Here is a 568-nt window from a genome sequence, read left to right on the forward strand (position 1 = left end):
AGAGAAGGCACGCGAGGTGCTGGAAGCCGTAAACAGTGCTGAAGACCAGGTAGACAGCTATACCGAACTGGATTACCGGGTGTTTCGCGGGCTGGCGTTCGCATCAGGCAACCCAATTTATGGCCTGATCCTCAATGGGCTGAAAGGCCTTTACACCCGCGTTGGACGCCACTACTTTTCTAACCCGGAAGCGCGTAAGGTGGCACGCGATTTTTATCAAACGCTGCTCAACCTGTGTGACAAAGAGCCTACCCAGGACGAAATCGTTTAATGTGTCCGTCGCTATGGTCGTCAGAGTGGCGATATCTGGCATTCGATGCAAAAAACGTTGCCGGACGATTTAGGCAGCAAACGTTAATAAAAAACCGGACATGGCGTCCGGTTTTTTTTATTCCGCTTAAAGCGGGGCGTTGCGCGGTGGATTACGGTCCAGTAGCTCAACGCTCCCGTCTTCGTTTTGCTGTTCCAGAATAACGTCAAATCCCCATAGTCGTTGCACGTGTTTAAGCACTTCCCGGCGGCTTTTGTCCAGCGGCGCACGGCTCTGCGGGACATAGCGCAGCGTCAG

At 53.2% G+C, this 568-nt stretch carries 2 pseudogenes; one reads left to right on the top strand and one right to left on the bottom strand.

The window, feature by feature from the left end:
• A pseudogene (locus QQF33_RS03470) lies at window positions 1-358 on the top strand (FCD domain-containing protein); the annotation flags it as partial.
• Window positions 359-397: 39 nt separating this feature from the next.
• Here QQF33_RS03470 and QQF33_RS03475 read toward each other — a convergent pair.
• A pseudogene (locus QQF33_RS03475) lies at window positions 398-568 on the bottom strand (SpoVR family protein); the annotation flags it as partial.

This window comes from Lelliottia wanjuensis (genome assembly GCF_030238365.1).
Classification (GTDB): Bacteria; Pseudomonadota; Gammaproteobacteria; order Enterobacterales; family Enterobacteriaceae; genus Enterobacter; species Enterobacter wanjuensis.